Below are 24,584 nucleotides of genomic sequence, written 5' to 3'. Positions count from 1 at the left end.
TATTAGGGATTTTTTATTAACCTTCCATTTTAGCGCTTAATTCAAACCAGCGTTCTTCTTTAGCTTCAATTTTTTGGATGATGGTTTGTAATTCATTTGCTTTTATTGCAATAGCGTCATCGGCTACTTTTCCATCTGAAAATAATTGTTCTATTTTTACTTTTTCCAGCTCTAAGTCCTTGATTTCACGTTCAATTTTTTGATATTCTTTTTGTTCGTTGAAAGTTAATCCTGTGGTGTTGTTTTGTTGTTTCCAGTCTTTTTTCTCCGCTTTATTGTCTTCTTTTTGTTGTACATCAGCCGAATCTTCATACGCTCTAAAATCAGAATAATTTCCTGGGAAATCTTCTACTTCTCCTTGTCCACGGAAAACAAATAAATGGTCTACAATTTTGTCCATAAAATAACGATCGTGTGAAACGACTAATAAATTTCCTGGGAAATCCAATAAGAAACTTTCTAAAACATTCAATGTTACAATGTCCAAATCGTTGGTAGGTTCATCCAGAATTAAAAAATTTGGATTTTGAATTAAAACCGTACACAAATACAAACGTTTTAATTCGCCTCCGCTTAATTTTTCAACATAATCGTATTGTTTTTTGGCATCAAATAAGAAACGTTCCAATAACTGTGAAGCAGAAATAATTTTTCCTTTTGTAAGTGGAATATATTCCCCGTATTCTTTGATGATGTCAATAACTTTTTGCCCCGGCTTTGGGTTGATACCGCTTTGCGTGTAGTAACCTATTTTAATAGTATCGCCAACAATCACCTTTCCTGAATCAGGAGGCATGGTTTGGGTCATGATGTTTAAGAAGGTCGATTTCCCGGTTCCATTTTTACCAATAATTCCAATACGTTCTCCTCGTTGAAAAGCGTAACTAAAATCGTCTAGAATAACGCGGTCTTTGAAACTTTTGTTTAGCTTAACCAATTCAATGATTTTGCTTCCCATACGTTCCATGTTGATTTCCAGTTCGACTACATTTTCTTTACGGCGACTTTCTGCTTTTTCTTTGATTTTGTAAAAATCATCTTGTCTCGATTTTGACTTTGTTGTACGGGCTTTTGGTTGACGACGCATCCAAGCCAGTTCTTTTACAAATAAATTTTGGGCTTTGTCGATACTTGCGTTTTCTGAAGCAATGCGTTCTTCTTTCTTTTCTAAGTAATACGAATAATTACCTTTGTATTGGTATAATTTTCCATTGTCTAATTCTATGATTTCGTTACAGACACGCTCCAAAAAGAAACGGTCGTGCGTTACCATAAATAAGGTTATGTTTTCTTTTGCAAAATAATCTTCAAGCCATTCAATCATTTCCAAATCCAAGTGGTTGGTAGGCTCATCCAAAATTAATAAGTCAGGACGATTGATTAAGATGATAGCTAAAGCCAAACGTTTTTTTTGTCCCCCAGAAAGACTTTTTACTTTTAGCTTTAAGTCTTCTAGTTTTAACTTGGATAAAATTTGTTTGTATTGCGTTTCGAAATCCCAAGCATTGTGGCGGTCCATGTCATCAAAAGCACGTTGGTATACTTCTTCATCTTCTGGGTTTTCTAGTGCTTTTTCGTAACGTTCAATTACTTTTAAAGTTTCATTGTCTGAAGCAAAAATACTTTCTTCAATGGTTAATTCATCTTGTAAGTTGTTGTCCTGCGATAAAAACGCCATTTTGATATCTTTACGCACAACAACTTGTCCAGTATCGGGTTCATCAAAACCATTTAGCATATTCATGATGGTGGTTTTACCAGAACCGTTTTTGGCAATAAAAGCTATTTTTTGATCCTTATTAATTCCAAACGAGATGTTTTCGAATAAAACACGTTCGCCATAAGATTTTGATATGTTTTCAACTGAAAGAAAGTTCATAATGTAATTTTGAAATGCAAAAGTACTATTATTTACGCTAGGATTAGGTTTCAAATTTTCAAATTGAATATTTTTCACGTTATATTTGTGCAATGCAACTATCGGTTATCATACTCAATTATAATGTACGTTATTTTCTAGAACAATGTGTTTTAAGTGTTCAAAGGGCGCTTGAAGGTATTGATGGCGAAATAATTGTGGTAGATAATAATTCTTCAGATGATAGTTGTGCTATGATGCGCAGTCGATTTCCAAATGTGAAATTAATTGAAAATAATGATAATCTTGGATTCCCAAAAGGAAATAATCTTGGGGTTGCGGAAGCAAAAGGGGAATATATTTGCATTTTGAATCCCGATACCGTTGTAGCGGAAGATACTTTTTCTAAAGTTTTACAGTTTGTTAAATCTAGTAAAGTAAATCAATCAGAGTTGGGAATAGTAGGGTGTAAGTTGGTGGACGGTACAGGGACTTTTCTGCCAGAGAGCAAGAGAGGAGTGCCAACACCTTGGGTTGCATTTACTAAGATTTTCGGATTGTATAAAATGTTTCCAAAGTCGCATTATTTCAATAAGTATTACGCGCAACATTTGACAGACTCGCAAACGGGAGAAGTGGATATTTTGGTTGGTGCCTTTATGGTATTGAAAAGAGATTTGTATTTGGAAGTGGGAGGTTTTGATGAAAACTGTTTCATGTATTCCGATGATATTGATTTGAGTTATATGGTGCAGCAATTAGGACGTAAAAACTACTATTTTGCCGATACTACTATTATACATTATAAAGGGGAAAGCACTGTTCGTGATGGCACTTATATGAAACGCTTTCGGGAAGCAATGCAGTTTTTCTATAAAAAGCACTTTAAGAAATCGGTGTTTTTTGATGTAATGATGCAAGTTGGGAGTTTTGTTTTTGCCTTATTAAAGAAGAAACAACAAAAAGTGGAAGGACGGAAAATAGATGAATATGTTGTTTTTACTAAGGAAACTTTAAAATTAAACTTAACTAAAGAGACTACTTATTTTGCTGATTTTGATACTTATAAAGGTAACGTAGGAGGTAATGTTGAGTTTGTTTTTGATGTTGATAGTTTTAGTTTTCAACAATGTATAGCTTATATGGAGCAGCATAAAGCTAAAAATAGTACTTTTAAAAACTTTTTAAAAGACGGTCGTTATTTGATTGGAAGTAATAATTCTAACGATAGAGGACAAATAATTTTATTGTAAATAATTATTGAATTCGTGGTAAATTGAAGGTAAAATTATTAATTTTGCACACGAAATAGAAAAACACAACTTTAGTTTAAAGATATGGCAAAGTTTGAATTGAAATTACCTAAAATGGGTGAAAGTGTTGCGGAAGCAACGGTTACTAACTGGTTGAAAAATGTTGGTGATACAATTGAAATGGATGAACCAGTGCTTGAAATTGCTACTGATAAAGTAGATAGTGAAGTGCCTTCTGAAGTTTCTGGAACACTTGTTGAAATACTTTTTAATGTTGACGATGTTGTTCAAGTTGGACAAACAATTGCAATTATCGAAACTGAAGGTGGTGCTGTAGCGGCTACGCCTGTAGTAGCGGAAACGGTTGCGGCTCCAGTAGTTGAAATTACAAAAACTATTGAGGTAGCTAAAGAAACAGCTACAGCTGTCGATTTTTCTGATTCAGATAAGTTTTTCTCACCATTGGTTAAGAATATTGCAAAAGAAGAAGGTATTTCTTTAGCAGAATTAGAAACTATTCCAGGTACTGGAAAAGATGGTCGTGTAAACAAAGATGATATTTTAAATTATATTAAAAATAGAGGAAGTCAACCAGCTCCAGCTCCAGCTGTTGCAGCTAAGCCAGCTCCAGTTCAAACTTCAGCTCCAGCTGTACCAGTTTCGGTTAATGGTGGAGATGAGATTGTAGAAATGGACAGAATGCGTAAGTTGATTTCTAAATACATGGTGGAGTCTATCCAAACTTCAGCTCACGTACAATCATTTATAGAAGTTGATGTTACAAACATTGTTAAATGGAGAGATAAGGTTAAAAATACTTTTGAAAAACGTGAAGGTGAGAAGTTGACGTTTACACCAATATTCATGGAAGCAGTTGCGAAAGCATTACGTGATTTCCCAGGAATGAACATTTCAGTTGATGGTGAAAGTATCATCAAACGTAAAAATATTAACTTAGGTATGGCGGCAGCTTTACCAAACGGAAACTTAATTGTACCTGTAATTAAAAATGCTGACCAATTGAATTTGGTTGGTATGGCAAAAGCGGTTAACGATTTAGGAAATCGTGCAAAAGCAGGTAAATTAAAACCAGATGATACACAAGGTGGAACTTATACAGTGACGAATGTAGGTACTTTTGGTTCAGTTTTCGGAACACCTATTATCAATCAACCACAAGTAGGTATTTTAGCGCTTGGAGCAATTCGTAAAGTGCCTGCGGTTATTGAAACACCAGAAGGTGATTTCATTGGAATCCGTCAAAAAATGTTCTTATCGCATTCGTACGACCATAGAGTAGTAGATGGAGCTTTAGGAGGAAGTTTTGTAAAACGTGTTGCGGAATACCTAGAAGCATTTGATGTAAACAGAGATGTTTAATCTTTAGATAAATATTTTAAAAACCCGATAGTTGTAAAAGCTATCGGGTTTTATTTTAAAATTGAAAATGCTTCAACTATATTTGTTGAAATTACAATCAAAATAAAATGGAATTAAAATTAAACAGACCTATTTGTTTCTTTGATTTGGAAACGACAGGAATTGATGTAGCTAGAGATAGAATTGTAGAAATTTCGGTTTTTAAAGTGTATCCAAATGGGAATAAAGAAAGTAAAACGTGGTTGGTAAACCCTACGATTCCTATTCCACCACAAACGACAGCAGTGCATGGAATTACAGATGAAAAAGTAGCCAATGAGCCAACGTTTGCAGAATTAGCGTCACAAGTATACAATATGATAAAAGACGCCGATTTGGCAGGTTTTAATTCCGATCGATTTGATATTCCATTATTAGCAGAAGAAATGCTTCGTGCAGGAGTTGATTTTGATATGAAAAACAGGGTTTCTGTTGATGTGCAGACCATTTTTCACAAGAAGGAAGAGCGTACTTTGAGTGCGGCTTATAAGTTTTATTGTAAAGAGAGTTTGGAAAATGCACATAGTGCTGAAGCGGATACTATGGCAACTTATGAAATCTTGAAAGCACAATTGGAGCGTTACGAAGATTTGGAAAATGATATTAAAGCTTTGTCTGAATTTACAACCCGTAAAAAATCGGTTGATTTTGCAGGATTTATTGCGTTAAATAAGGAAGGACAGGAAATCTTTTCTTTTGGAAAACACAAAGGGGCGTTGGTAGAAGAGGTGTTAGAAAAAGAACCGGGCTATTTTGGTTGGATTCAAAATGCTGATTTTCCTTTGTACACAAAAAAGGTACTTACGGCAATTAAATTGCGTAAATTGAATACAAAATTGTAATATTTGTCTTTTAATTTTGATAATTCGTAGCGATGAAAATAATTTGTATTGGTAGAAACTATGTAGATCATATTTCGGAATTAAATAACGAAAGGCCGTCAGAACCTGTAATCTTCTTGAAACCAGATACAGCTGTGGTGTTGAAAAAGTTCCCATTTGTAATTCCTGCTTTTAGTGAAGATGTACATCATGAAGTAGAAATTTTAGTTAAAATAAACAAAGTGGGTAAATACATCGATAAAAAATTTGCACATAAATATTATGATGAGATAGGATTGGGTATCGATTTTACAGCCCGTGATGTGCAAAATGAATTGAAAAGCAAAGGTTTACCTTGGGAAAAAGCGAAAGCTTTTGACGGTTCAGCGGTTATTAGTGACTTTGTGCCGAAAAATACGGTGGCTTCTGTAGAAAATATTAATTTTGAGTTAAGGAAAAACAATGAAATTGCACAACAAGGAAATACAGGTTTAATGTTGTGGAATATTGATGAAATTGTTTCTTATGTGTCCCAATATTTTACTTTAAAAAAGGGTGATATTATTTTTACTGGTACTCCTAAAGGTGTGGCTTCTGTAAAAGAAGGTGATGTGCTGGAAGGATTTATTGAAGGGAAACAGATGTTTAAAATTAATGTAAAGTAACATGGCACTACAGTATAATTTATCAAAGGTTTACGAAATATCAGAAAATGATGTTGAGTTTGCGTATCAGATTGTTAATCTTTTTTTATCAGAAGTTCCTGACGAAGTGAAGTCGATGAAAGTAGGGATTAAAGAAAAAGATTATACACGAGTTTATACTTCTGCTCATAAAATTAAACCATCACTTGATTTGTTAGGGATGGATATTGCTTATGATGAAAATTTGCAAGTTATGGCTTGGTCAAAATCAGAAGGTAAACGCAAAGAAATTAAAGATACTTTTGATTCATTACGTGAAAGAGTGCAAGCTGCTGTAAAAGAAATAAGAAAAGATTTCAAAATTTAACCTCCTTTAATTGTATTCATGAAAGCCTCAATCGTTACTATTGGTGATGAAATACTCATTGGTCAAATAGTAGATACCAACTCTTCTTTTATAGCTAAAGCACTGGATAAAATTGGAATAGAAACTGTAGAAATGGTTTCAATTTCCGATGATAAAGAGCATATTTTAGCAACACTAAAAAAGTATCAAAACAAAACGGATGTGGTTATCGTTACAGGTGGTCTTGGTCCTACTAAAGACGATGTAACCAAAAAAACATTTTGTGAGTATTTTCATGATGATTTGGTAGTTGATGAACAAGTTTTGGTTCATGTAACAGAACTTATTGAAGGGATTTATAAGCGTCCGATAACGCAGATTAATAAAGATCAAGCTTTGGTGCCTTCTAGGGCAAAAGTATTGTTCAATAAAGTTGGGACTGCTCCCGGGATGTTAATGGAAGAGGGAGGGACTGTTTTTGTGTCACTGCCAGGAGTTCCTTATGAAATGAAATATTTGATTGAAAAGGAATTGGTTCCTTTTTTGGTTAAAAAATTTAAACGCCCGTATATTGTTCATAAGACTGTACTTACATATGGTCGGGGCGAAAGTTTGATTGCGGAACAAATTGAAGAATGGGAAAATAGTCTTCCAGAATTTATAAAATTAGCCTACTTACCAAGTCCGGGTAGGGTAAGGTTACGTTTAACGGCTCGAGGTCTTGATGAGGCTTTGTTAAATGAAGCTGTAGCAAGGGAAGTAGAAAAACTAAATGTGCTAATAGGTGATATAATTGTGGGGTATGATGAGGAAGCTATTGAAGTGGTTGTAGGTAGATTGTTATCCGATAAAAAAATGACTCTTGCAACTGCAGAAAGTTGTACCGGTGGAGCGATAGCGCATTTGATAACCGCTGTTTCGGGAGCTTCAAATTATTTCAAAGGTTCTGTAGTTAGTTATGCTACGCAAGCCAAAATTGATGTTTTAGGAGTTTCTGAGGAAAGTATTACAAAACATTCTGTAGTGAGTACAGAAGTTGCTGAGCAAATGGCGCGCGCTGTTCAAGCAAAATTTAAAGCAGATTATGCAATTGCAACCACTGGAAATGCGGGTCCTTCCAAAGGTGATGCAGATGCGGAAGTGGGTACTGTTTTTATTGCAATAGCCACGCCAGACCACATTATAGTTGAGGAATTTAACTTTGGACAACCGCGCGAAAAAGTGATTGATAGAGCTGTTAACAAGGCTTTGGAAAAACTTTATAAAGAAATTTTAAAAAATTAATAAAAGATTGTTGTGTAATTGAATACTATTTTGTTTCTTTGCACCCTGATTTTGAATAACGAAATAAAGATTAGTAATAATGTCAAGAGTTTGTGAACTAACAGGTAAAAGAGCAATGGTGGGAAACAATGTTTCTCATGCTATGAATAAAACTAAGAGAAAATTTTCTGTAAACTTAGTTAAGAAACGTTTTTATATTCCTGAAGAAGATAGATGGGTAACTTTAAAGATATCTACTGCTGCGTTAAAGACAATTAATAAAAATGGTATTGCTGCTGTGTTAAAACAAGCAAAAGCAAACGGAATTGTAAAATAATTCTGGTAACCCTTAAAAAAATAAATTAAGATGGCAAAGAAAGGAAATAGAATCCAAGTTATTTTAGAGTGTACTGAGCATAAAGCTTCAGGTGTAGCAGGTACTTCTCGTTACATTACTACTAAAAACAAAAAAAATACTCCAGATAGATTAGAGATTAAAAAATTTAATCCAATCTTAAAAAGAGTAACAGTTCACAAAGAAATTAAATAATTACAAATTTTAATTTTCACTAAAATTAATTGGTGATTCTTAAAATTCAAATAACTTTTAATCATGGCAAAGAAAACCGTAGCAACGTTACAAACATCATCAAAGAGATTAACTAAAGCCATCAAAATGGTAAAATCTCCAAAGTCTGGTGCTTATACATTCGTTGAGTCTGTTATGGCTCCTGAATTAGTAGATGAATTCTTAAAAAAGAACTAATTCTTTTTTTAAATTATATCAAAAAGCTACTTTCATTTGAAAGTAGCTTTTTTATTTTTACATTTGTTGCTAATTAATACATTAAGGAAATGAGTTTTTTTAAAAGAATTTTCTCTTCTGATAAAAATGACCCAAGTAAAAATCAAGAGGCTAAAGAATCACTTGATAAAGGGTTAGAAAAATCGAAAACTTCTTTTTTTTCAAAATTATCAAAAGCTGTAGTCGGAAAGTCAAAAGTAGACGATGAGGTTTTAGATAATTTAGAAGAGATTTTAGTCTCTTCTGATGTAGGGGTAAATACCACACTTAAAATTATTGAACGTATCGAAGCTCGTGTGGAAAGAGATAAATATCTTGGAACAGATGAGTTGAATAGAATACTTCGCGAAGAAATTGCAGGTTTGTTATCGGAGAATAATAGTGATAATCAAGCTCAGTTTAATATTCCAAAAGAAACTAAACCTTACGTGATAATGGTGGTTGGTGTAAATGGAGTAGGAAAAACTACTACTATAGGTAAATTGGCATACCAATTAAAAAGTGCTGGGTACAAAGTAGTGTTGGGAGCAGCCGATACTTTTAGAGCAGCCGCAATTGATCAATTGCAAGTTTGGGCCGATCGTGTAGACGTTCCAATTGTACGTCAGCAAATGGGATCAGACCCAGCTTCAGTAGCATTTGATACCTTGCAATCGGCGGTAGCTCAAGATGCTGATGTGGTAATTATAGATACAGCAGGGCGTTTGCATAACAAAGTGAATTTGATGAACGAACTTTCAAAGGTTAAGCGTGTTATGCAAAAGGTTGTAGGTGATGCACCACACGATGTAATGTTGGTTTTAGATGGTTCTACAGGACAAAACGCATTTGAGCAGGCGAAACAATTTACAGCAGCGACAGAAGTAACGAGTTTAACGGTTACAAAATTAGACGGAACGGCAAAAGGAGGAGTGGTTATAGGTATTTCGGATCAATTTAAAATACCAGTACGTTATATTGGAGTTGGAGAAGGTATTCAAGATCTTCAAGTTTTTAATAAATTCGAATTTGTAGATTCTTTCTTTAAATAATTAAAAATCCTGCATTTGCGGGATTTTTAATTTATAACAGCATGAATGTATTGCTAAAGGGTATTGTTAAAGTTTTCTAGCTATTATAATCATAAACTTTGTTTTGAATATTCAAATAGCCTTCTTGTTCCGCAATGTCTGTAAGTGAAGCGGTAAACGTTTTGCCAGCGCTTGCCCAATACCAAGGTGTTATTGCAGTACGTTTGTTAAAATATGCTTCAATAACAATGCGACCGTTGTGAAGAACAATAAAACTTTTCGTGTTTTTGTTTTGCAAATATGTTAATAAATCAAGTATTTTACTCTCATCCCAATCTAATTCAGATGGTTCTATTATTTTCCATACCGAACTGTTATTTGAAGGGAATTACAGGCTTTCTAAATTCGAAGCACTATTAATCTCATCATAGAATGGCTACATCCTAATTAAAGAAGTATTCCGAAAATAATTACAATTCGCCACATTTTGTATATCTTTATAAGGTTGGATGTTAAAAGTAAAAAATAGTTTAATGGGAAACGATGATAATTGTAATTTTATCCCATCAAATCAAATAGGATGAAAAAGAATTTAGTTGTTTTCTTAGTTTCAATTTTATTGTTTTCTTGTTCTTCAAAAGTAGAGCAGAAAGATCTTAATTGGTTAAATGGATATTGGGAAATAGAAAAAGTAATTTTTCCTGATGGTCAAGAGAAGGTGTATAAGATTAATGAAACTATTGATTATTTTGAGGTAAATGATAAAAATGAAGGTTTTAGAGTAAAAGTAATACCTCAAATTGATGGAGGATTTGTTTCAAACAAAGTAAAAGAATATTTTAAAGTTGTTGAAAATGATCAAGTATATTTTTTGGAATACAAAATGGATTATGCCAATTGGAAAGAAGAGCTTTTGAAGATATCAGAAAAGACATTTGAAGTAAAAAACGAAAACGAAATCATTTACCAATACAAAAGAAGTCCTAAAGTAGAAGAATAAAATGGCAAAGACGAAACGTTTTAACGAAGAAAATTCAATTGAAGATGTTTTAAAAGCATTTATTGAGGTTAATAAATTAAGTGCAGGAATTGAAAAAGTAGATGTAAGAGAAGCTTGGTTTAAGTTGATGGGAACTGGAATTACGAATTATACGGATGAAGTTTTGTTGAAAAATGGGACTTTATATGTACGAATAACTTCATCGGTATTACGTGAGGAATTAAGTTATGGTAAAGATAAAATAGTGGCAATGCTCAACGAGGAGTTAAAGAAAGACGTTGTAACCACTTTGGTATTAAGATAAAAAAAGCGACTCATTGAGTCGCTTTTTTTATAAATAGTTTCTAATAATTAGAATTGCTCTCTTCCTGCAAAATGGAAAGCTCCTTCGATAGCTGCATTCTCGTCAGAATCTGAACCGTGAACAGCGTTTTCACCGATTGAAGTTGCATATTTTTTACGGATAGTTCCTTCAGTTGCTTCAGCTGGGTTTGTAGCACCAATTAAAGTTCTGAAATCTTCAACAGCATTATCTTTTTCTAAGATAGCCGCAACAATAGGACCTCTTGTCATGAATTCAACTAATTCACCAAAGAATGGTCTTTCGCTGTGTACAGCATAAAATGCTTGCGCATCAGCTACAGTTAATTGCGTTAATTTCATTGCTACAATTCTGAAACCTCCTTCAGTAATCATATTCAAAATTCCGCCGATGTGTCCGTTTTCAACTGCATCTGGCTTGATCATTGTAAATGTTCTGTTTGTCGCCATTTTATTTAAATTTTTGGCAAAAGTACTACTTTACCAAGTAAAAACAATATAAGTTTTTAAAATTATAGAATAACTACGGTAAATTCATTGGAAAGCGGATTAAATCGCGCTTTTAAAGTATTTAACACTGTAGTGATTCCAAATTCTAAAACGATTTCTGAAAAATTCAATTTTCGTTCTTGTAACGATTGACCAGGAAAAAGTTGGTTTTGTAAAGCTACAATTTGAGATAATTTTTCTTGATGTATTCGCTTTTCCGCTTTTAACAATCTTTTTTCTAAATTTTCCAATCCTTTTAGTTGCTTTTTTTCCTGAGCCGCTACCGCACCAACAAACGATTGGTCGGTTTGATTGGCAATTTGATACAAGGCTTCAAATTGTTTTTTTAGATGTTCTTTTTGCGGAGTGAAATCAATTGTGAATTGCGATAAAGATTGGATCTCTTTATTTTTCAAGACTTCTTGTTTTAAAAACAAGTCATTCCAATTCAGATTTAATTTGGCGATTTTTTGATTTTGCTTTTCCGTTGCAATTACGGCAGAATTGCGAAGTAATAAAATGGGGAAGGTTACATTTTGATGTTCAAAATTTGATTTTAATTCCAACCAATACGCCAATTCACCACCACCTCCGATGTAACACAAATTAGGAAGAATGACCTCCTGATATAATGGGCGTAAAATTACATTTGGGCTAAAACGTTCCGGATAATTTTCAAGCTCTGTAAGAATCTCGCTTTTACTAAAAGAAAGTCCCGTATTGTTTATTAAATAATGTCCATTTTCAAATACGATACGCTCTCTTAAATTGTCGTGAATGTAAAAAAGGTTAATTTCTCTTGGGTTAACCTGAACATTATATTCTTTTAATAGTGGAATCGTTTTCTCTACTTGAGTAAAAGAACTTTGCTGTTCTAATTCGTCCTTTACATATGGACTGAATATTCTTTTTAAGCTACTGTCATCACCATCAATGATTACCAGACCGTCTTCTTTGAAAAGTTCGTTAGCTAGGTAACGTGTTGCATCCGCTAAATTTTCATGTTGGGTATACGCTTTTTCAAATAAGTTACGAAGATAATTTGCATTCTCACCCAATCCAAGATCTAATGAAAAAACATCAAAAACTTCTTGTAAGCCTTTAGTATCAAAACGGCCAACAGGTCCTTTGGCATCTTTTTCCCAATGTATTTTTTTTGATTTAAAATTGAAATAATTGATTTCCTCAAAATCATGATCCTCTGTAGCCATCCAATACACCGGTACAAAATGATAATTGGGATATTGCTTTTTTAAATCCTTACAAAGGTTGATAACTGAAATAATTTTATACAAAAAATACAGTGGCCCTGTAAACAGATTCAATTGGTGACCTGTCGTAATCGTAAACGTATTTTCAGATTTTAAAGCTTCTACATTTGTTGCTGTAGCATCAGAAATTTTAAAATTGGCATATTGCTTTTGTAAAGCATCAGCTAAAATTGTTCTATTGGAAACAGGAAAGTTTTGTTCCTTTTCAGCTATCTGAAGTTTAAAATTTTCAATTGTAGGGAAGCGATTGTATAACGGTTTTAGGTTTTCCTTTTGATCTAAGTAATCGACGATTAATTTTGAAAAATATCCTGAATTTTGATAGGTTATACAGTCGCTTGGCATATTGAAACTCTTTTTTTGCTAAAGTACTAAAAATTACTTTTTGAAAAATAGCTTTAACAAAGGCTTAGGAGTTTCGTAATTATTTACCTTTGCAAAAACATTTCCTTTGAAAGATATTTTACTTATTACACCGCCTTTCACACAGCTGAATACACCATATCCAGCTACAGCATATTTAAAAGGATTTTTAAATACTAAGGGTATTGATTCCTATCAAATGGATTTGGGAATAGAGGTGATTTTAAAATTGTTTTCAAAAGAAGGATTGCTAAATATTTTTGAAAGTGTTGACTTAGCAGAAAATGATTTTTCTGAAAACGTTTTACGAATAATTGCACTTCAAAACGAATATATCAAAACAATAGACACTGTTATTGCCTTTTTACAAGGGAAGCAACCCACATTAGCACGACAAATTTGTTCGGGTAACTTTTTACCTGAAGCATTTCGATTTTCCCAATTGGATGATATGGAGTGGGCGTTTGGAAATATGGGAATGCAGGACAAAGCGAAGCATTTAGCAACACTATATTTAGAAGATTTATCGGATTTTATTGTGGAGTGTGTCGATGAAAACTTTGGTTTTAGTCGCTATGCGGAACGATTGGGGAGAAGTGCTAATTCGTTTGACGAACTCTACTCGGAATTAGAACTTTCACCAACTTACATAGATAAAATAACCTTACAGATTTTAAAGGAAAGAATAGAAGAAGTAAACCCTAAATTAGTTTTGTTTTCGGTTCCTTTTCCTGGTAATTTGTATAGTGCATTTCGATGTGCGCAATACATAAAACTGCATTATCCTTCCGTGAAAACTGGAATGGGTGGCGGTTTCCCCAATACAGAGTTACGTGATTTAAAAGACAAGCGTGTTTTTGAGTTTTTCGATTTTATTACATTAGATGATGGAGAACTACCTGTAGAGCTATTGCATAAAAATGTGGTTTTAAATGAAGCTCCTCAATTGTATAAACGTACATTTTTGCTTGAGAATGGAGAGGTGGTTTATAAAAATGATATGCTTCAAGCGGATTACAAACAGAGTGAAGTAGGAACACCTGATTATTCCGATTTACTACTAGATCAATACATATCGGTTATTGAGATAGCGAATCCTATGCACAGTTTGTGGAGTGATGGGAGATGGAATAAATTGACGATGGCACATGGTTGTTATTGGGGTAAATGTACTTTCTGTGATATTTCATTGGATTACATCAAACTGTACGAACCGATTGCTGCCAAAATGTTGGTGGATCGTATGGAAGAACTCATTGCACAAACAGGTGAAACAGGTTTTCATTTTGTGGATGAGGCTGCGCCACCTGCGCTTATGCGTGAATTGGCTTTGGAAATCTTGCGTCGTAAACTTGCGGTAACATGGTGGACAAATATTCGATTTGAGAAGAGTTTTACGCAAGATTTATGTTTGTTGTTAAAGCTTTCAGGCTGTATTGCCGTTTCAGGAGGGTTAGAAGTAGCTTCCGATCGTTTATTGGCTCTTATTAAAAAGGGGGTTACTGTGGAACAAGTTGCGCAAGTAACACGCAATTTTACAGCATCGGGTATTATGGTACATGCTTACTTAATGTACGGCTATCCAACACAAACCGTTCAAGAGACGGTAGATAGTTTGGAGATGGTGCGTCAGTTGTTTGAAGTTGGGGTGTTGCAATCGGGTTTTTGGCATCAATTTGCCATGACGGCTCATAGTCCTGTTGGGATGAATCCGGAAGAGTTTGGTGTAGTACCGCAGCTAAATGAAATTACCTTTGCGAATAATGATGTAGCTTTTAAAGATAAAACGGGTATCAATCATGATAAATTTAGTTTTGGACTAAAGAAGTCTTTGTTCAATTACATGCACGGTATTTGTTTTGATTATGAGCTGCAGGATTGGTTTGATTTTAAAATTCCGCGAACAAAAATAGCTCCCGATTTTATTCAAAACGCATTGGAAAAAGAAGCAATTCTCACCTCAAAAAACAATGCTAAAATTGTCTGGACTGGAGGGAATCCAATAACTGCAAAATTTACCAAATCGAAGAAAGGGAGTTCTTGGGTGATGTTGAAAATGACCTTTCATCAGCTTACCCATACTTTTGATATAATGCTAGAGGAGGAAAAAGGGTTATGGTTCGTTGAAAAATTGAATTCACTGGCTGTTACAAATGAAAAAACAACAACATTCCAGCAATTGAAAGCTGACTTTGAGTCACATTTTGACGACTTTGAATTGTTTTGGTATTCTAAACCGTTGTTGACTTTAAAAGATTACGGCTTATTAGTTTTGTAGACATTTAACGCTGATCCTTTTATCTAAACAATTTCTTTTTAGTATTTTTACGCCTCTTAAAAGTAAAAATATGAGTAATCATTATAAGTTAAACGTAAACAATACGTTTCAATTTGATGTTGAAAGTGATGTTGTGGCGCAATTAGACGCAGTAAGTGTTGAAAAAAATAAATTTCACATTTTAAAAAACAATACGCCTTACCAAGCTGAAATAATAGCAACCGATTTTATCAATAAAACCTATACAGTAAAAGTTAATAATGAAACCTATACTGTTGCCATTGCTAATGCTTTGGATATTCTTATCAAAGAAATGGGCTTTGAGATTGGTTCGGCAAAGCAAGTAAATGCTATTAAAGCACCAATGCCCGGTTTGATTTTAGAAATTTCGGTAGCAGTAGGTCAAGAAGTAAAAGAAAACGATCCTTTATTAATTCTAGAAGCGATGAAAATGGAAAACAGTATTGTGTCGCCTCGTGATGGAGTAATTAAATCAATAAGCATGACAAAAGGTGCTGCGGTTGAAAAAGGAGCTTTATTAATTGAATTCGAATAAGATGAAAAAGATATTAGTTGCAAATCGTGGTGAAATTGCCATAAGAGTTATGCAAACAGCAAAGAAAATGGGAATTAAAACCGTTGCTGTTTATTCGGTAGCCGATAGAAATGCGCCTCATGTTAAATTTGCAGATGAAGCGGTTTGTATAGGGGAAGCACCATCGAATCAATCCTATTTAAGGGGCGATAAAATTATTGAAGTTTGTAAAACACTTGGAGTGGATGGTATTCACCCTGGATACGGATTCTTGAGTGAGAATGCAGATTTCGCCGATTTGGTAGAAAAAAACAACATCACTTTCATCGGACCTAAGTCGAAAGCGATGCACATGATGGGAAATAAATTAGCAGCAAAAGATGCGGTTAAAGATTATGAGATTCCTATGGTGCCTGGTGTTGATGAAGCAATTACAGATGTTGCCAAAGCAAAAGAAATTGCAGTTCAAATTGGTTTTCCTATCCTGATTAAAGCTGCCGCTGGAGGTGGTGGAAAAGGAATGCGCGTGGTGAATAATGAAGCAGAATTCGAATCGCAAATGAATCGTGCTATTTCTGAAGCAACTTCTGCTTTTGGAGACGGTTCTGTTTTTATTGAGAAATATGTGGGGTCACCACGTCACATTGAAATTCAAGTAATGGCCGATGGTCATGGAAATATCTTGTATTTATTTGAAAGAGAATGTTCGGTACAACGTCGTCATCAAAAAGTAGTGGAAGAGGCTCCTTCTTCGGTATTAACACCTGAAATTCGTAAAGCAATGGGTGAGGCAGCTGTAAAAGTTGCTAAAGCGTGTGATTACATTGGAGCAGGAACAGTTGAGTTTTTATTGGATGAAAATAAAAATTTCTATTTCCTTGAAATGAATACGCGTTTGCAAGTAGAGCACCCTGTTACGGAAATGATTACCGGAATGGATTTGGTTGAAATGCAAATTCGTGTAGCTAGAGGGGAAGCACTTCAAATAAAACAAGAAGATTTAAAAATAAACGGTCATGCTATGGAGTTGCGTGTATACGCGGAAGACCCGTTAAATGACTTTTTACCGAGTGTAGGTAATTTGGAGGTATACCAAATTCCAGTTGGTAACGGAATTCGTGTAGATAACGGTTTCGAACAAGGTATGGATGTGCCAATTTATTACGATCCAATGTTGGCAAAATTGATTACTTATGGAAAAACACGTGAGGAGTCAATTGAGTTAATGATTGAAGCTATTGCGAATTATAAAGTTGAAGGTATTAGTACTACTTTGCCTTTTGGAACTTTTGTAATGGAGCATGAAGCATTCCGTTCAGGAGATTTTGATACGCACTTCGTTAAGAAATATTACGATGCAGAAGTATTAAAAGCACAAGCTGAAAAGGAAGCTGAAATTGCTGCTGTAGTAGCCTTAAAGCAATATTTGGAAGATCAAAAAATCTTACGTTTACCAATCAACTAATCAGGATGGAAAATAAAATTAAAACATTAGAAGATAAATTAGCTCAAGCCTATTTAGGTGGAGGTGAAAAGCGAATAGCAAAGCAACATGAAAAGAAAAAATTAACGGCTCGTGAGCGTGTTAATTATTTAATGGATGAAGGTTCTTTTGAAGAAATTGGCGCTTTGGTAACCCATCGTACTACTGATTTTGGTATGCAAAAAGAAGTGTACTATGGTGATGGTGTAATTACAGGTTACGGAACAATTAATGGTCGTCCTGTGTATGTTTTTGCACAAGATTTTACAGTTTTTGGAGGTGCACTTTCAGAAACACATGCAGAGAAAATCTGTAAAGTAATGGATATGGCCTTAAAAGCGGGTGTTCCAATGATTGGATTAAACGACTCAGGCGGTGCACGTATACAAGAAGGTGTACGTTCCTTAGGGGGTTATGCAGATATCTTTTACCGTAACGTACAAGCATCAGGTGTAATTCCTCAAATTTCGGCTATCATGGGGCCTTGTGCTGGTGGAGCCGTATATTCGCCTGCCATGACGGATTTTACCATGATGGTAGAAGGGAGTAGTTATATGTTTGTGACCGGTCCAAACGTGGTAAAAACGGTTACCAATGAGGAAGTGACTTCTGAAGAATTAGGAGGAGCAAGTACACACTCTACAAAATCTGGAGTTGCGCATATTACCTCTTCAAATGATGTAGAATGTTTGGAAGATGTTAAACGTTTGTTGAGTTACTTACCACAAAGTAATAAAGAAGTAACGATAAAAGTACCTTTTGAATTGGGGAATGAAATTCGTGAGCAATTAACGTCTATTATTCCAGATAATGCGAATAAACCATACGATATGCACGACGTAATCCAAGGTGTAATTGATGAAGATTCGTTTTATGAAATTCATAAAAATTATGCTGAAAATATCATTGTTGGTTTTGCACGTATCGGAGGTAGAAGTGTTGGGGTAGTGGCCAATCAGCCTATGTTTTTAGCAGGTTGTTTGGATGTGAACTCATCAATAAAAGCGGCTCGTTTTACTCGTTTTTGTGATGCATTCAATATCCCATTGTTGGTATTAGTGGATGTGCCAGGTTTCTTACCAGGAACAGACCAAGAATGGAATGGTATTATTGTTCATGGTGCGAAATTGTTATACGCGTTGAGTGAAGCTACGGTGCCAAAAGTAACGGTTATTACGCGTAAAGCTTATGGTGGTGCATATGACGTAATGAATTCAAAACATATCGGAGCTGATTTTAATTTTGCTTGGCCAAGTGCAGAAATTGCAGTAATGGGAGCAAAAGGAGCATCAGAAATTATCTTTAAGAAAGAAATTGCTGAAGCAGATGATCATGAAGCGAAGCTATTGGAAAAAGAAGCAGAATATGCTGAAAAATTTGCAAATCCATATAGTGCAGCGCAACGTGGATTTATTGATGAGGTTATTTTACCACAGGATACAAGACGAAAATTATTAAAAGCATTTAGTATTTTAGAACATAAAACGGTTGATACTCCAAAGCGTAAACACGGAAATATTCCTTTATAATATTGAAAACCACCGTAAGGTGGTTTTTTTATTCAGAAGTGTAATAAAAGTTTAAATATTACGTTTGAACTTTTTGTTTATTAGCCCAATTAAAAATGCCATTGCATACCCAAATTCGTAAATGAAATTATTTAAAATAGCCTTTGTTGTGGCATTTCTAAGCGCTTTTTCAGTCTTAGGGCAGGAAAACGTAAAACATAAAGTTACTAGTGGAGAAACCATTTTTGGTATAGCAAAGCAGTACAAAATAAAAGCTTCTGAGATTTATGCTTTGAATCCTAGTATAAAGGAAAAGGCCTTGCAGTTGGGAACTATTTTATTGTTGCCTTCAAAGTCGCATTCTCAAACAAAGAGTTCACCAGAAATCCATACTATTGCAAAAGGGGATACTTTTTATGGAATAGCTAAAAAATACGGCATTACTACGGTAAAAATTACAGAGTACAATCCTAACTTAAACCCCTCCGATTTGAAAGTAGGAGATTTAGTTTATTTAAAACCGCAAAAAAAGGATAGTTCAGTTGTAAATGTTCCAAAGGTAAAAGAGGCTTTGACAAAAGAAAGTCAAGTCGAAAATGTTGAAAATTTAGAAGATGATGAAGAATTTTCAAATGACGTAATTCACGTGGTTAAAGCAAAAGAAACTTTATATAAAATTGCCAAACAGTACGATACGACCATTTTGAATTTAAAAAATTTAAATCCTGAAGTAACAGCAACTTTACCTGTAGGATATCACTTGGTCATTAAAAAGGGCAATCAACCCGATTTACCTGTAAAACCAATAGATGATAACGAATTACCAGAAGCATTACCATTGGATGAATCTTCTTTAGCTCAAGCTGATCTTTTAATCAATACTGCCAGTCAATATCTAGGTTCTCGATACAGAAGTGGGGGGACTACAGCAGCAGGATTTGACTGTTCAGGATTAATGTATACTACTTTTAAAGAAATTGAGCTAAACTTGCCTCGAAATTCAAGTGGGCAAGCTACGGTTGGTACAAAAGTAAAACGTAAACAAGCTCAAAAGGGTGATTTGATTTTCTTTGCCACCAATCGTAAACGTACAATAAGTCATGTGGGAATGATTACTGAGGTAAGTGAGACCGAAATTAAATTTATACATTCTTCAACTTCAGCAGGGGTAATCATATCTTCTTTGAACGAACCGTATTATGCAAAACGATTTGTACAAATCAATAGGGTTTTAGATTAAATTACAGGATAGGAATCCAAATTTCTTCTTCACTGTTTGGGTTTTCATGACCATAATAATTGTCTCCCATAACGGCGAAATGTGGTCGGTTATCAAGTAGGTATTGGCTATTTGGTAGCCATTCTTCAAATATAAATTGTAAAGTTTTGTAAAAATCAGCACTTGTGCCTTTGTGAAGGAAACCTGCATATTGTCCTTGAGAAATCTTAAATGTAATAAATTGATCAGGAATCAAATCGTAATTTTTGACTTCAACTAGGGCGTATTTGGTAAACGTTGTATGGGATGTAAAGTATTGGAAGCTATTAATATCATATACTTGAACGGAAAATAAATCGGCATTGACTGCATTTTTTACTTCTTTAAGCCTAGGCATTAATTGGCGCCAGATTAAAGGAGTTTTATCATCTGCAAGTGATGTAAGTGTTGCAAAACCAATTAGTTTTTTGGTCTCTATTTGTGTTATTTTTAAAAACATTATTTTGTAAAAAGATTGTCAATTGCTTTTGCTAATGAAAAATCTTTTTCAGTAACAATATTTCCTTTGTCGTGAGTAGTAAGTTTAATTTCGACTTTGTTGTATACATTTTTCCATTCCGGATGATGATTCATTTTTTCGGCCAAAAGTGCAACTTGTGTCATAAAAGAGAACGCTTCAATGAAGTTTGTAAATTCAAAACGTTTTATTAAATAGTTGTTTTCTTCAATCCACATAATAATTACTTTTTATCAAAAATAAAAAATCCTTTCCGAATGTATCGAAAAGGATTTAAATTGTTTACGTAGTTTAAAAAATGCACTAATTAATCCACGTAAAGATTATTATTCGAAAGCTAAATTATTGTAAAGCGGAAACAAAAAATATGATAATTATCATGTATTAAAAAAAATCTCACTTTAAAGTGAGATTTTTGAGTTTATTTTGAAAGCAAATAGAATTATTTTGTACTTGCCGTTAGTTTTTGATATTTAGCAAATTGTTTTGCTGATAATACGTTCTGAACTTCAGTATTGTAGTTTTCATTTAAATAGCTTAAACGGCCACTTTTATCAAGATCTTTGGCTGAAAGATTTGATTTTTCTAAAGCTGATTTGTTGTCAAAATATTCATTAACTATTTTGTTTAATTTAGTCTCTTGATCAGCATTAATTTGTAATTCATTTTTGAAAAATTGCATGGTTTTTACAGCATCTTTTTCTTGAGAAAACCCAACTAAAGTTGCTAATAAAAATGCGAAAACTAATATTTTTTTCATTTTATGTAAATTTTGAATTTTTATAACAAAGTATAAATATAATTATTTTTTCTTCTTTTTATTCATAAAATCTTCATATTTTAAAAATTGTTCCTCCGAAAGGACTTTTTTGAGTTCACTTTTGAAGTTTTCACCTAATAAAAGGAATTGGTCTTTCTTTTCAAAATCAGCAGCTTCAGATATACTTATTTTTTTCGCATTATCTTCGTAATCATTCAACAGGTTTCTAATAACAGCTTCCTGAAAAGAGTCAACTTTTATCTTTTCTTTAAAAAAGTTGAGAGTCTGTTCTGTGAAATCTACTTTTTTGTTATTATTTCTAGAAGGATTCTCGTATTGTCGATTACTATTTCTCCTGTCTACTTGAGAAAAGGAAAAAATAGAAAATAATAATATTGTGATGAGAAGTGCTTTTTTCATTTTATTGGTTTATAACAGGTTCTGCATATAAGTCAAATTCTGTAGCATCGGTAATTTTTAAATCGATGAAATCACCCGTTTTTAAGTAGTATTTAGAAGCTTCTACTAATACTTCATTATCAACATCTGGACTATCAAATTCTGTACGGCCAATGAAATATTCTCCTTCTTTGCGATCAATAACACATTTGAAGACTTTGCCAATTTTCTCTTGATTCAATTCCCATGAAATTTGAGCTTGGATATCCATAATTTCCATTGCTCTTTGTTGTTTTACATCACTTGGGACATCATCAACCAAATTATAAGCATGGGTGTTTTCTTCATTCGAATAGGCAAAACAACCCAAACGTTCAAAACGCATTTCGGTTACCCAATCTTTTAAAATTTGAAAATCTTCTTCAGTTTCACCAGGGTAGCCAACGATTAGTGTTGTACGAATCGCCATTTCTGGTACTGCCTTTCTGAAATCTTTTAAAAGGTTGGTTGTTTTTTCATAAGTTGTCCCTCTACGCATTGATTTTAAAACGCTATCCGAAATATGTTGTAATGGAATATCAATATAGTTACAAATCTTTGGTTCTTTTTTCATTAGCTCTAAAACTTCCATAGGAAAACCTGTTGGGAAAGCGTAATGTAAGCGTATCCACTCAATTCCATCTACTTTTACTAGATTTTCTAATAATTCAGCTAAGCTTCTTTTTTTGTAAATATCCAAACCGTAGTATGTCAAGTCTTGCGCAATAAGAATTAATTCTTTAACACCGCTTTTGGCTAATTTTTCGGCTTCAATTACTAAATTTTCAATTGGAGTCGAAACGTGTTTTCCACGCATTAATGGGATGGCACAAAAACTACATGGTCGATCACAGCCTTCTGAAATTTTTAAATAAGCATAATTTTTTGGAGTAGTGGTTAAACGTTCTCCTATTAATTCGTGTTTATAATCAGCACCCAAAGCTTTTAATAAAAGTGGAAGTTCAGTTGTTCCAAAAAATTGGTCAATATTTGGGATTTCTTTTTCTAAATCGGGTTTGTAACGTTCACTTAAACAGCCTGTAACAAATACTTTGTCAACCAAACCTTGTTCTTTCTTCTCAGCATACTCTAAAATGGTATTAACCGATTCTTCTTTTGCATTATCAATAAATCCACATGTGTTAATTACAATAATGTTCCCTTCATCTTTAGTGGCTTCATGGGTAACTTCTTTTCCGTTAGCTTTTAATTGTCCCATTAATACTTCACTGTCGTAAACATTTTTAGAACAACCCAACGTAACTACATTGATTTTATTTTTCTTTAACGATTTGGTTCTCATATACTTAAAATTGAGGTGCAAAATTACATAAAATTATCCATTGGGCATATTTTACTACTATTGTTTTTTGGAACAAATTAGTCAGTTGTATATTTTGAAATAGTAAAGTGTTACGAATTGATAAAAAATAAAAACCGTCAACAAATTATTTGTGACGGTTTGGTATTGTTATTATTGAAATTAGAAATGGAATGAATACGTCAACAATACATTGTTAGTTTTGTTGTTGATATTTGCAGTATCATTCATTCCAGAAGTAATTAGAGACTGGCGGTAATCGCGTTCAGAATACGAATACGCTAAATCCAAGCGATTATTACCGAAACTGTATCCTATACCAGTCGAATATCCAATTAAATCGCTCATATAGTAATCGTTTTTATAAGGACTTTCTTCGAAACGATATCCTAGTCGGAAACTAGCTTGCTTGTATTTGTATTCTGTTCCAATTCGGTATTCAAGTGCATTGTTTAGCGTGCTGCTCATTTGTTGATTTAAATTGCTGTATACAATTTCATTCTTAGGTTTGAATGCGGTATTGCTGTAGTCTTTACTAGCGATATCAAAACTAATCAATCCACTTGAACCAAAAATATAAGCAAAACTACCGGTTAGTTTACTCGGGGTTTGAAGCTTGTATACAGGGTATATGTTAACAACTCCTGGATTATAGAAGTCATTATAAACATCAGGTCCGTTTGTTGAAACTGTTTCGATGTATTGCTGTAGTTCATCTCTCAAACGGTACCAAGTAGGGGACTCGTATGCGATTCCTAAACGTAATGATTTTGTTGGTTTTACAATAGCTCCTACATTTAAAGAGAAACCAGTTCCGTAAGTGTATACTTCGTTTTCAAAATCTATTTTCTGTATGCCTAGATTAGGATTATTACTGTTGGATTCAAATAGAGAGGTTCTTTTGATATAATCTGTAAAATGTACATTTAGATTCGCACCTAAAAAAAGGATGTCTTTAAAAGAAGTAGCAAAATTACCAGTTACTTTTCCGTTAAACCCAGTTGTTGAAATTAGATTTTGCTGTCTGTAATTCCCTCCTGTTGGAACGTTGGATACATAGCTATTCGAACTATTTGGATCTGGGTTAGGGTCAATAAGGTAAGATTGATAGGCTAATGAAGCTTGCTGACCTTCGAAACCAAAATCAAGATAATCATAATTTGCTAAATCAGCTTCGGGAATTCCTTGAGCAAAATTTAAAAAATATTGGTCAATTGAATGGGTTGGATTGGTTCCAGCGATGTAAATATTGTTGTTGAAATTCCCTAAGTTTTCATAGGTTAGTCCAAAGCTTATTTTTTTCCAATCGCTATCTGGGTTGTTGTTATTGAATATAAATACAGCTCCCGCCTGATTCAAATCAATTGCACTGTCGCAATCTTTGGCTGCTGTTCCGAAATAGTTAGACTTGTTACTTTTGCTAAATACGCCACCTGTAAAGCTAGCAAAGTTGTTGTTAAAGAATAAACTTCCAGCAGGGTTAATGCTTATTGCGGATAAGTCTCCACCTACAGCTCCAAAAGCACCGCTCATTCCTTGAAATCGAGCAGTACCATTTAAATCGGTAATTGCATAGCGAAGCGCATCTTGTTGTGATATTTCTTGCGCATTTGTAATGTAGCTACATAATGCTACTAATGAAACTAAAAATATTTTTCTCAT

General features: G+C 33.8%; 27 protein-coding genes. 17 read left to right on the top strand and 10 right to left on the bottom strand.

Going from position 1 to position 24,584, the window contains the following annotated elements:
* Positions 1 to 16: 16 nt before the first annotated feature.
* Complete coding sequence (locus ACFS5J_RS05960; RefSeq protein ID WP_379811142.1) at positions 17 to 1,879, bottom strand: ABC-F family ATP-binding cassette domain-containing protein; 1,863 nt, start codon at positions 1,877 to 1,879, stop codon at positions 17 to 19.
* Between the two features lie 92 nt (positions 1,880 to 1,971).
* Here ACFS5J_RS05960 and ACFS5J_RS05955 point away from each other — a divergent pair, with 92 nt between their 5' ends.
* From ACFS5J_RS05955 to ftsY, 10 genes are all read left to right on the top strand, one after another.
* The gene (locus ACFS5J_RS05955) at positions 1,972 to 3,111 is read left to right on the top strand and encodes a glycosyltransferase family 2 protein (RefSeq protein WP_379811141.1); all 1,140 of its coding nucleotides are present in this window, start codon (positions 1,972 to 1,974) and stop codon (positions 3,109 to 3,111) included.
* 84 nt (positions 3,112 to 3,195) lie between these two features.
* Entirely contained in the window at positions 3,196 to 4,491 is a 1,296-nt protein-coding gene (locus tag ACFS5J_RS05950) for a dihydrolipoamide acetyltransferase family protein (protein WP_379811140.1), read from the top strand.
* A 107-nt stretch (positions 4,492 to 4,598) separates the two neighbouring features.
* Positions 4,599 to 5,372 carry an exonuclease domain-containing protein gene (locus tag ACFS5J_RS05945; RefSeq protein ID WP_379811139.1) on the top strand — a complete coding sequence of 258 codons (774 nt, stop codon included), beginning with the start codon at positions 4,599 to 4,601 and terminating at the stop codon, positions 5,370 to 5,372.
* Positions 5,373 to 5,404: 32 nt separating this feature from the next.
* The gene (locus tag ACFS5J_RS05940; protein ID WP_379811138.1) at positions 5,405 to 6,016 is read left to right on the top strand and encodes a fumarylacetoacetate hydrolase family protein; all 612 of its coding nucleotides are present in this window, start codon (positions 5,405 to 5,407) and stop codon (positions 6,014 to 6,016) included.
* Position 6,017: 1 nt separating this feature from the next.
* On the top strand, positions 6,018 to 6,362 hold the full coding sequence (locus tag ACFS5J_RS05935) for an Hpt domain-containing protein (RefSeq protein ID WP_379811137.1): 345 nt from the start codon (positions 6,018 to 6,020) through the stop codon (positions 6,360 to 6,362).
* An 18-nt stretch (positions 6,363 to 6,380) separates the two neighbouring features.
* Positions 6,381 to 7,625 (top strand): competence/damage-inducible protein A, encoded by a 1,245-nt coding sequence (locus ACFS5J_RS05930; protein ID WP_379811136.1) that lies wholly within the window; start codon positions 6,381 to 6,383, stop codon positions 7,623 to 7,625.
* A 79-nt stretch (positions 7,626 to 7,704) separates the two neighbouring features.
* Positions 7,705 to 7,941 (top strand): 50S ribosomal protein L28, encoded by a 237-nt coding sequence (rpmB, locus tag ACFS5J_RS05925; RefSeq protein WP_379811135.1) that lies wholly within the window; start codon positions 7,705 to 7,707, stop codon positions 7,939 to 7,941.
* 30 nt (positions 7,942 to 7,971) lie between these two features.
* Positions 7,972 to 8,154: a 50S ribosomal protein L33 gene (rpmG, locus tag ACFS5J_RS05920; RefSeq protein WP_035640032.1), complete on the top strand. Its 183-nt coding sequence runs from the start codon at positions 7,972 to 7,974 to the stop codon at positions 8,152 to 8,154.
* A 63-nt stretch (positions 8,155 to 8,217) separates the two neighbouring features.
* The gene (locus tag ACFS5J_RS05915) at positions 8,218 to 8,370 is read left to right on the top strand and encodes a DUF4295 domain-containing protein (protein ID WP_379811134.1); all 153 of its coding nucleotides are present in this window, start codon (positions 8,218 to 8,220) and stop codon (positions 8,368 to 8,370) included.
* Between the two features lie 89 nt (positions 8,371 to 8,459).
* On the top strand, positions 8,460 to 9,440 hold the full coding sequence (gene ftsY / locus ACFS5J_RS05910) for a signal recognition particle-docking protein FtsY (protein WP_379811133.1): 981 nt from the start codon (positions 8,460 to 8,462) through the stop codon (positions 9,438 to 9,440).
* A 76-nt stretch (positions 9,441 to 9,516) separates the two neighbouring features.
* On the opposite strand, the gene ACFS5J_RS05905 is transcribed toward ftsY, so the two are convergent.
* Entirely contained in the window at positions 9,517 to 9,717 is a 201-nt protein-coding gene (locus ACFS5J_RS05905) for a hypothetical protein (RefSeq protein WP_379811132.1), read from the bottom strand.
* Between the two features lie 282 nt (positions 9,718 to 9,999).
* On the opposite strand from ACFS5J_RS05905, the gene ACFS5J_RS05900 reads away from it, so the two are divergent.
* A complete protein-coding gene (locus ACFS5J_RS05900; protein ID WP_379811131.1) occupies positions 10,000 to 10,419 on the top strand; it encodes a hypothetical protein in 420 nt (139 codons plus the stop codon).
* Position 10,420: 1 nt separating this feature from the next.
* Positions 10,421 to 10,723 carry a DUF721 domain-containing protein gene (locus ACFS5J_RS05895; RefSeq protein ID WP_379811130.1) on the top strand — a complete coding sequence of 101 codons (303 nt, stop codon included), beginning with the start codon at positions 10,421 to 10,423 and terminating at the stop codon, positions 10,721 to 10,723.
* 47 nt (positions 10,724 to 10,770) lie between these two features.
* On the opposite strand, the gene ACFS5J_RS05890 is transcribed toward ACFS5J_RS05895, so the two are convergent.
* Together ACFS5J_RS05890 and bshC are read right to left on the bottom strand one after the other, a co-directional pair.
* The gene (locus tag ACFS5J_RS05890) at positions 10,771 to 11,190 is read right to left on the bottom strand and encodes a nucleoside-diphosphate kinase (RefSeq protein WP_379811129.1); all 420 of its coding nucleotides are present in this window, start codon (positions 11,188 to 11,190) and stop codon (positions 10,771 to 10,773) included.
* Between the two features lie 62 nt (positions 11,191 to 11,252).
* On the bottom strand, positions 11,253 to 12,845 hold the full coding sequence (bshC, locus tag ACFS5J_RS05885) for a bacillithiol biosynthesis cysteine-adding enzyme BshC (RefSeq protein WP_379811128.1): 1,593 nt from the start codon (positions 12,843 to 12,845) through the stop codon (positions 11,253 to 11,255).
* Between the two features lie 106 nt (positions 12,846 to 12,951).
* Between bshC and ACFS5J_RS05880 the strand changes: the two genes are divergently transcribed.
* The 5 genes from ACFS5J_RS05880 to ACFS5J_RS05860 all read left to right on the top strand — a co-directional run bounded on the left by ACFS5J_RS05880 (position 12,952) and on the right by ACFS5J_RS05860 (position 19,907).
* A complete protein-coding gene (locus ACFS5J_RS05880; RefSeq protein WP_379811127.1) occupies positions 12,952 to 15,141 on the top strand; it encodes a B12-binding domain-containing radical SAM protein in 2,190 nt (729 codons plus the stop codon).
* Between the two features lie 70 nt (positions 15,142 to 15,211).
* A complete protein-coding gene (locus ACFS5J_RS05875; RefSeq protein ID WP_045972031.1) occupies positions 15,212 to 15,697 on the top strand; it encodes an acetyl-CoA carboxylase biotin carboxyl carrier protein subunit in 486 nt (161 codons plus the stop codon).
* 1 nt (position 15,698) lies between these two features.
* On the top strand, positions 15,699 to 17,141 hold the full coding sequence (gene accC, locus ACFS5J_RS05870; protein ID WP_379811126.1) for an acetyl-CoA carboxylase biotin carboxylase subunit: 1,443 nt from the start codon (positions 15,699 to 15,701) through the stop codon (positions 17,139 to 17,141).
* A 5-nt stretch (positions 17,142 to 17,146) separates the two neighbouring features.
* Positions 17,147 to 18,688: an acyl-CoA carboxylase subunit beta gene (locus ACFS5J_RS05865; protein WP_379811125.1), complete on the top strand. Its 1,542-nt coding sequence runs from the start codon at positions 17,147 to 17,149 to the stop codon at positions 18,686 to 18,688.
* Between the two features lie 121 nt (positions 18,689 to 18,809).
* Complete coding sequence (locus tag ACFS5J_RS05860) at positions 18,810 to 19,907, top strand: LysM peptidoglycan-binding domain-containing protein (RefSeq protein ID WP_379811124.1); 1,098 nt, start codon at positions 18,810 to 18,812, stop codon at positions 19,905 to 19,907.
* A 1-nt stretch (position 19,908) separates the two neighbouring features.
* Here the strand turns inward: ACFS5J_RS05860 and ACFS5J_RS05855 are convergent, their stop codons facing one another.
* The 6 genes from ACFS5J_RS05855 to ACFS5J_RS05830 all read right to left on the bottom strand — a co-directional run bounded on the left by ACFS5J_RS05855 (position 19,909) and on the right by ACFS5J_RS05830 (position 24,584).
* Entirely contained in the window at positions 19,909 to 20,385 is a 477-nt protein-coding gene (locus ACFS5J_RS05855; protein ID WP_379811123.1) for a GyrI-like domain-containing protein, read from the bottom strand.
* Positions 20,385 to 20,621: a 4a-hydroxytetrahydrobiopterin dehydratase gene (locus ACFS5J_RS05850; protein ID WP_379811122.1), complete on the bottom strand. Its 237-nt coding sequence runs from the start codon at positions 20,619 to 20,621 to the stop codon at positions 20,385 to 20,387. The genes ACFS5J_RS05855 and ACFS5J_RS05850 overlap by 1 nt, the downstream gene beginning before the upstream one ends.
* A gap of 224 nt (positions 20,622 to 20,845) precedes the next feature.
* A complete protein-coding gene (locus tag ACFS5J_RS05845) occupies positions 20,846 to 21,163 on the bottom strand; it encodes a hypothetical protein (RefSeq protein ID WP_379811121.1) in 318 nt (105 codons plus the stop codon).
* 42 nt (positions 21,164 to 21,205) lie between these two features.
* Positions 21,206 to 21,583 carry a hypothetical protein gene (locus ACFS5J_RS05840; protein ID WP_379811120.1) on the bottom strand — a complete coding sequence of 126 codons (378 nt, stop codon included), beginning with the start codon at positions 21,581 to 21,583 and terminating at the stop codon, positions 21,206 to 21,208.
* A gap of 1 nt (position 21,584) precedes the next feature.
* Positions 21,585 to 22,904: a 30S ribosomal protein S12 methylthiotransferase RimO gene (rimO, locus tag ACFS5J_RS05835; protein WP_379811119.1), complete on the bottom strand. Its 1,320-nt coding sequence runs from the start codon at positions 22,902 to 22,904 to the stop codon at positions 21,585 to 21,587.
* Between the two features lie 180 nt (positions 22,905 to 23,084).
* A complete protein-coding gene (locus tag ACFS5J_RS05830) occupies positions 23,085 to 24,584 on the bottom strand; it encodes an OmpP1/FadL family transporter (RefSeq protein WP_379811118.1) in 1,500 nt (499 codons plus the stop codon).

Origin of the sequence: Flavobacterium chuncheonense (assembly GCF_042686145.1) — a bacterium.
GTDB lineage: Bacteria > Bacteroidota > Bacteroidia > Flavobacteriales > Flavobacteriaceae > Flavobacterium > Flavobacterium chuncheonense.
Note: the sequence above shows the minus strand (reverse complement) of the source record. Positions and strands in the feature narration are given on the sequence as shown.